General features: G+C 58.3%; 5 protein-coding genes. 3 read left to right on the top strand and 2 right to left on the bottom strand.

Annotated features, from left to right (window positions below; all coding sequences use genetic code 11):
• Positions 1 to 338: 338 nt before the first annotated feature.
• The gene (locus Q0O19_RS13255) at positions 339 to 1,478 is read left to right on the top strand and encodes a site-specific integrase (RefSeq protein ID WP_295523722.1); all 1,140 of its coding nucleotides are present in this window, start codon (positions 339 to 341) and stop codon (positions 1,476 to 1,478) included.
• Positions 1,479 to 1,526: 48 nt separating this feature from the next.
• Here the strand turns inward: Q0O19_RS13255 and Q0O19_RS13260 are convergent, their stop codons facing one another.
• Positions 1,527 to 2,771, bottom strand: a complete 1,245-nt coding sequence (locus Q0O19_RS13260; RefSeq protein WP_295523724.1) for a glycosyltransferase — start codon at positions 2,769 to 2,771, stop codon at positions 1,527 to 1,529.
• Positions 2,771 to 4,444 (bottom strand): glycosyltransferase family 4 protein, encoded by a 1,674-nt coding sequence (locus Q0O19_RS13265; protein WP_295523726.1) that lies wholly within the window; start codon positions 4,442 to 4,444, stop codon positions 2,771 to 2,773. The genes Q0O19_RS13260 and Q0O19_RS13265 overlap by 1 nt, the downstream gene beginning before the upstream one ends.
• A gap of 135 nt (positions 4,445 to 4,579) precedes the next feature.
• Here Q0O19_RS13265 and Q0O19_RS13270 point away from each other — a divergent pair, with 135 nt between their 5' ends.
• Entirely contained in the window at positions 4,580 to 6,202 is a 1,623-nt protein-coding gene (locus Q0O19_RS13270) for a DUF1800 family protein (RefSeq protein WP_295523728.1), read from the top strand.
• Positions 6,199 to 7,503: DUF1501 domain-containing protein (locus tag Q0O19_RS13275; protein WP_295523730.1), on the top strand; the 1,305-nt coding region annotated here is incomplete at its 3' end. The genes Q0O19_RS13270 and Q0O19_RS13275, both read left to right, overlap by 4 nt.

Raw genomic sequence — 7,503 nt, forward strand, 5'->3', positions numbered from 1 at the left:
AACTGATTTCTTTGCAAAGAAACCGAGAGCGAGCGATCAAGCAAAAAGCCCGCACTCGGCAAAGCGCACTGGGATCAATGCGTTTTGCCGAATGCAGGCTTTTTTTGTCAGCAAATTATGGTTTCCCATACTTGCAGTGAGCATGAAAATCTAATAAATTTAAGTGATTGTTTTTATTAGGAAAATCAACCACATCTACTTTTAACGACGAAATAACGACGAATAATCTCGTTATACGAATTCAAAAATAAATTGATAAAATTAATAAATTTAATAATATGATTTAATAAATACTAATAAATAGTAATTCTTATAGTATTAATTTTTATCTGAGCATCGTGTGCCCGCCTGATCGCGCCCACATCGAGGTGTTCGATCCTGACCTGCGTGGTTTTTATGTCGACGTGCTGGCCAGTGGTCGCAAAAGCTTTCGGCTGCGCTACAGCTTCAACAAAAAATTGCGCATCGTGACCCTGGGCAATGCCAGTGTGATGTCACTGGACGACGCCCGCCAAGCCGCCCGAGCATGGCTGCTCAAGGCCAAATTGGGCGAGGACCCGCTGGCCTTGCCCTCCGACGTGCTGGGCCCCACGGTGGCTTCATTTTTCTCAGACCAGTATTTGCCTTACATCAAAACCTACAAGCGCAGCTGGGTGACCGATGACTCGATGATGCGCAACCACCTCTTGCCTGCGCTGGGCCACAAACACATGGGTGCCATCTCAGCCCCCGATGTGGCGGTGTTTGTGAACCAGATGCGCACTCAGGGCTTCGCCCCTGGCACCTGCAACCGGGCTTTGGTCTTGCTGCGCTATGGCTTTGCCTTGGCACTGCGCTGGAAAGTGGCAGGCATCGAATCCAACCCGGTCAAAGAGGTCAAGAACTTGCGCGATGACAACAAGCTCGAGCGCTTCTTGACCAACGAGCAGATGGCCAGCCTGATGGCCGCTGTGCGAGAGAGTGACAGCGGCATGCTCCAGCACATCGTGTTGTTCTTGCTCTACACAGGCGCCCGAAAACGCGAGGTGCTGGATGCGACCTGGGCCGATGTGGACTGGGAGCGCAAGTCCTGGCGCATTCCCAAAACCAAGTCGGGCAAGATCCGGCACATTCCGCTGTCAGCCGGGGCCTTGCAGTTGCTCGGCACCTTGCAGGACATGACGCAACAACTGGGTGGCATGAACAGCGTGGTCAAAGGCCAGTTGGCCACCCGGCACATCTTTGCCAATCCACAAACCGGGGTGCCCTTCAGGTCGTTTTATTACAGCTGGGACTCGGCCCGCAAAAGGGCGGGCTTGCCAGACCTGAGGGTGCACGACTTGCGGCACAGTTTTGCCAGTTTCTTGGTGAACGCCGGGCGCAGCCTTTACGAAGTGCAGGAGTTGCTGGGGCATGCCGACATCCGCACCACCAGCCGCTATGCCCACCTCAGCCGAGATCGTTTGTTAGAGGCGGTGGAGGCGGTGCCTAATCTTTGAACGATGGCCTTTGACCGGCGCTTTTAACTGCTGCAGTGAGTGCAGGGCTTATGTCACCAAACCAGTCACCCATGCCAGTTGCTTTGGCAGGCAAACGGTCTGGAGGTCGTAGTGGGCTTGCGCAAAAAGCCTGGCATTGGCCCCCAGTTGCTGACGCGTGGCGGGGTCGTCCAACAAGTGGCACACCTCTTTGGCCAGTGTTGCGTGGTCAAAGAAGTTCACCAGCTTGCCCGTCTCGTTGGGCCGAATGGCCTCGTGCAGCGGTTGCGTGTCGCTGGCCACAATGGCGCAGCCTGCGCTCATGGCTTCGAGCAAGCTCCAGCTCAGCACAAAGGGGTAGGTCAGGTACACATGCACCGTGCTCAGTTGCAAGAGCGGGATGAAGTGCTGGTAGGGCACATTGCCCAGAAAGTGCACTCGGCCCCAGTCTGCGTCTGAGATTTGAGGCCGCACCTCAGCCGCAAAAATGTCTTTCCACTTGGTACCGCCGTGCTCTTGTGGCGTGGGCCTGGCCCCATAGCTCACATCGTCAGCGCCCACAATCAGCACACGCGCCTGAGGTCTTTGCTTCAGTATGTGTGGCAACGCCCGCATGAACACGTGGTAACCCCGGTAAGGCTCCAGGTTGCGGTTGACGAAGGTGATGACCTCGTCCTCGCGGGTCAAGCTCAAGTGGTTGTTCAATGTAAGCTTGACATGGGGGTTGGGGGCGACGGCCTGGGTGTCGATGCCGTCGTGCACCACGGAGATCTTGGCTCTGAACGGCTCGGGGAAGGTGCTGGCTTGCCAGTGGGTGGGCGACATCCCCGCGTCTGCCACCTCAAAGTGCAGCAAGTTGTTCAGGTTTTTCAGGCGCAGACGGCATGCGTCTCCGGCATCCTTCACGGGAAACTCGGGGTCAAACCCCACATCAGCGCCATGCGGGTGGTAGAAAAATTCGCAGTAAATGCCCAGTTTGGCCTGGGGCCAGACTTCTTTCAAAAACAAGCTCTCGCCCCAGCCGTGGTGGGCGATGACCACATCGGGTTCAAAGCCCTCGGCCTTCATCTTCAATGCTGCCCTGAAACACGCTTCGCCCCGGATGGTCTTGGTCTCAAAATCTGACACCCACGGGTGCACGTTGGGGGTGGTGCCCCGGGTGGCGGTGTAATGCACCAACCTGACGCCCTGCCATTCCTGGGCCTGGGTTTTTTGCATGGTCATGGCCACCACGGTATGCCCTTGGCTCACCAGCGCGGGGGCCAGAAATTTGAATTGGCCGGGGAAGTTTTGGTGGATGAACAGGATTTTCATCAACTTGATTTCGTGATGCCCTGGGCCGCGACCACCTTCAGCACGCCCAGCTTGACCAGCCAAACCAAAGCGCGATAAACCAAGGCCCTGCGCTCTTGTGCGGTGCCTTCGATCAAAGCAGACGCGGTGCTGGGCGACTGTGCCCGTTGAAGGACCGAACGGATCTCGGCTTCGCTGGGCAGGATGACCTTGGCATAGTCCACCATGGTCAGCTGGCGGTAGGCCAGTGCCCGGGTGATGGCGGTGTTTGCATCGGCATCCACCAAAGCCAACAGAGTCTGGGGCGTCAGCACTTGTGTGGGGTAGCTGGCAAAGGCGTGGAACGGGTCCATGCGCGCAGGCCAGGGGTGGGCCAGGGTGGGGGTGTCATTGTTCTTGGCAGTCAAGCGCAGTTCTTTCTGCTGCGCCCACAAGGCTTCGTACTGGGCAATGATGTGCTTCCAGTCATAAACCGCCACAGCCCGCTGACGTCCAGCCTCGCCCATCTGGCGCCGCAGCGCCGCACTGCTGAACAGCTTTGCAAAAGCCGCTGCTGTGGCCTGCACATCCACTGCCACCAGGGTACAGGTGTGGCCGCAGTACATGTCGTAGGTGTCGATCTCCAGCGCATGGCGCAAAGCCAAGTCACCGCCCAAGCCCGCTGGGGGCATCCAAGTGGGGATGCGGAACCCGTCCACCCCGTCGCGCACCGTGTCTTTGTAACCATCCCAGTCCGACACCACCACGGGCAAACCAGCGGCCATGGCCTCGATGGGCACGATGCCAAAGGTTTCCTGGATGTTGTCCGACAAAGAGCAAAACACGTCGGCACCAGCCCAGGCGGTGAGCCGGTCTTCGGCTTGGCGGCCATCGAGCGTGACCACCCGCACACTGGGGCAAGCCAGTTGGGCTGCGTCGGCGTAGGATTTGGCGATGAAGTCGTTGGCATGCCAGCCGCACTCGACCAGCACCACCTGCTTGCCCGTTGACTGGGCCGCTGCTTCCAGCGCTTGGTACATGGCCAAGGGGTGGGCTTTGGCATGGAACGACAGGCGGCCCATGAACAGCACCACCAAAGTATCGGCTGACACACCTAAGGCAGCGCGGGCAGCGGTCTTTTGGTCTGGGGTGTAGGCGAAGTCAGCCGTGTGGATGCCCAAGGGGATCACCGGCAACTGCGGCAGCACCACCCGAGAGATGCCTAGGCGGGACTGAAGATAGTCCACTTGCGCTTGAAGAAGTCGAGAAACATTGTCTTTGACCGCCGTGGAGGTGCAGATGACCGCATCCCAGGGCTGAACAGGTGCCGTGACCAGATCGGCCAAGGCGTCCATGGCCCCTGCGGAGGAGGTGGTGTGGGTAATGCCGCAAAGACTCCAAGCGGTGTGCCCGAAGGCGGCGCGGTGAAAGGCGTGCTGTCCAATGCCCGGGCCGGGGAAATAGACCATGCCCGATTGGGCCAATGCACCCAAACTGGTTTTGTCCACCGCCTTGACCGGCTCCTTGCGCCCCGCAGACTGCGCCGCATGGGCAAAGTGCTGCGCGTGCTCAGGACGTTGCACCTGCGCCCAGAGCGCTGTGGCGGTGCTGTGCAAAAAGAAACCACGCAAAAAAGACTCACCGGCCGCGTTGCGGCCCATGAGTTTGGGGCCGCTGGTGGTGTAGGCCTCGGGGTGGTAATAAATGGCGGTCATGTGATCGATGTTAGTTTACCCAAGCAGTTCTCGAATACACACAGGACCTGCAGATGATTTCGACTGCCCATTATGTTGTTTGTAATTATTATCATTAAAATCAAAATGTTTAAAACTTGCAAATTGGAGTGGCAAGTGAACTTTTTGAAATCGCTTGGGATGGTGGGCTGCGCGGCCCTGTTGGTGGCCTGCAGCGGTGACCCCGGTGGCGGTGGATTTCTCAATTCCACCGGGCAGGTGGCTGTGGCCACGCCGGCGCCCGGCAATGTGTCGGCTTACGCCGCTGCACGGTTTTTAGAGCAAGCCTCTTGGGGGCCCACCCCCCCAAGCGTGAAAGAAGTGCAGCGCTTGGGCCTGTCCGCTTGGATAGACCAGCAGTTCAAAACCCCGGCGTCCATCGCCGTGGCCCCAAGCTATGTCATTGATTACGACGATGACAACCTTTCTGCAAGAGACAAGGCTTGGACGTTTTTCCCTAAAACCTTTTATGACCACACTTTGGGTGGGGCAGACCAATTGCGGCAAAGATCGGCTTGGGCCTTGTACAACTTCATCCCGATTGGTAACACCGGCTTCGCTTACGGCAAGGTCGAGTACTACAACACTTTGCAGCGCGGTGCCTTGGGCAACTTCTCGGACCTGATCCGCAACGTCACCCTCAACCCCTTGATGGGGTTTTTTCTGAACAACGACCAAAACCGTGCCGATCGCCCCAATGAAAACTATGCCCGCGAATTGATGCAGTTGTTCACCGTGGGTTTGGTCAAGCTCAACCCCGATGGTTCGGTGCAACGCGACACCTCGGGCAAAACCATCGAGACCTACACCCAGCAAGACGTGACCCAAGCCACCAAAGCCTTATCGGGTTGGGGCAGCGACTACAGCCCCTTCTTGCCCAGAACCAATGGGGCCAACTACGGCAAACCCATGATTGCGCAAACCTGGGACGGTGCGCATGACAAGACCAGCAAAACCGTGTTGGGCAGCCCGATTGCGGGTGGGCAATCGGCCTCGCAAGACCTGGATTCACTGATTGGCATCTTGGTGAACCACCCCAACACAGCGCCTTTTGTCTCACGCCGCTTGATTCAAAGCCTGGTCAGCAGCAGCCCTTCACCCGCCTACTTGAGCCGAGTCTCGGCGGTGTTTGTCAGTTCCCGTGGCGACTTGGCCCAGGTGGTCAAAGCCGTCTTGCTGGACCCGGAAGCCCGTGCGGGCGATGACCCTGCCCAACAAATTGCCCGTGTCGGCAAGATGAAAGAACCCGTTTTGGCACACACCCAAGTTCTGCGTGCCATGGGCTGCACGCAGGCAGTGGCCGACAGCAGAAACTCCAAACCCGACAGGGTCTATGAAGCCTGGACCCAGCAGGCTTACTTTGCGCCCAGCGTGTTTGGGTATTACTCGCCCGACCACACGGCACCCGAATCGCTGGTGCCCGCGCCCGAGCAAAAGCTCATCACCAGCGACGAAGTGCGCCGACGGGCCAGCGACTTGACCTACCGCGTCGAGAAAAAAGCCGACTTCACCCAAGCCGGCTGCGAGGTGGACTTGTTCGTCAATGCCGCAGCCACTTCGGATGAGGCCTTGGTGGCGCTCATCAATGAGCGGTTTTTCAAAGGTGCCATGCCGGCCCCTTTGCGCCTGGGCGCCAAAAACCTCTTGACCCAAGACTTGGTCAACCAAACGCCGCAGCGCAAGTTCACCGAGTTGCTGCAAATCCTCATCAGTACACCGACTTTTGGAGTGGTGAAATGACCCACCGCAGACACTTTTTGCAGCAAGCCTCGCGTTGGGGCTTGGGCGCTTTGGGCGCGTCCATGGGCTTGTATTCGGTCAACGGCCATTCGGCTGCCCCCCCGGGTTACAAAGCGCTGGTGGTGGTGCACTTGAACGGGGGTTGCGACAGCAACGACATCTTGGTGCCGCTGGACGGGGGTTTTTCGGATTACACCAAAGCGCGCCCCGGCATCGGCCTGGCCAAAAGCCAGATCACGAGCTTGGGCACCCACCTGGGCCACAACATGGGCCTGAACAACGCCATGGCCAATTTGACCCCCTTGTTCAACAGCAAACGGTTGGCCTTTGTGGTCAATGCGGGCGCACTCGTCAAGCCCACCACCACAAGCGATGTGCTGAACGGCCGCGCCACCTTGCCCCCGTTTTTGTACTCGCACCCTGAGCAAACGCAGTTTGTACAAGGCTGGACCGGCGACGAAGACCCCAGCGGTTGGGGGGGTCGGGCCATTGAGGCCCTGAACCCCGACCGCACCCTGAAAGCCCCCTTGATTGCGGTCAACTCCAACGACAAAACCTTGGTGCTGGGCCAACGCAGCCGCGTGATTTTGGCCAACTCGGGCGGCTCCAAGTGGATGGGCTCTGCCGATCTGACCAACCCTGGCAACCATTGGACGCAGACCTTGGCCTCTTTGGGGCGCTTGCAATCGACCAACCATGTCGAAGCGGAATATGCCCGCACTTTCAAGGGCGCGTTTTCTGATGCACAAGAAATTGCCATTGCCGAAGGCGTGGCTGCAGAGCCCAAGGGCAACTTTGGCACCACCGAAATCGATCAACGTTTGAAGTTCATTGCCAAAATCTTGCCTTACTACAAGTCGGCGGGGTCATCCCGGCAGATTTACCACACGCAGTGGGGCCAGTTTGACACCCATGCCAACCAGCGCAACACCACCAACGACGGCGGCAACATGGACCTGGACTCCCAGTTGGTCCAGTTGGCCAACGCCATGGTGGCGTTTGACCAAGCCATGAACGCGGCCGGCATGGCCAACGAGGTGGCGGTGCTGGTCATGAGTGAATTCAACCGCACCGTGGACCCAGCTTCAGGCAATGGCTCCGACCATGCCTGGGGCGGCCATTGGATGGTCATGGGCCAAGGCGTGAGCGGTGGCAAGTTGTATGGCAAAACTTTCCCCAGCCCCGTGCTGGGGGGTGCTGATGACGCCCACGACGGCAAACGCGGTTACTTTGTGCCCCAATGGTCGACCGACCAAGTGGCGGCCGACCTGTTGACCTGGTTGGGCTTGCCTACCAGTGCG

It is taken from the genome of Limnohabitans sp. Rim8, assembly GCF_945869175.1.
Lineage (GTDB): Bacteria > Pseudomonadota > Gammaproteobacteria > Burkholderiales > Burkholderiaceae_C > Limnohabitans_A.

What these genes read in the sequence shown, in the direction of transcription:
- Q0O19_RS13265 (WP_295523726.1), bottom strand. Translation starts at nt 4,444, where the DNA reads ATGACCGCCATTTATTACCACCCCGAGGCCTACACCACCAGCGGCCCC.
- Q0O19_RS13260 (WP_295523724.1), bottom strand. Translation starts at nt 2,771, where the DNA reads ATGAAAATCCTGTTCATCCACCAAAACTTCCCCGGCCAATTCAAATTT.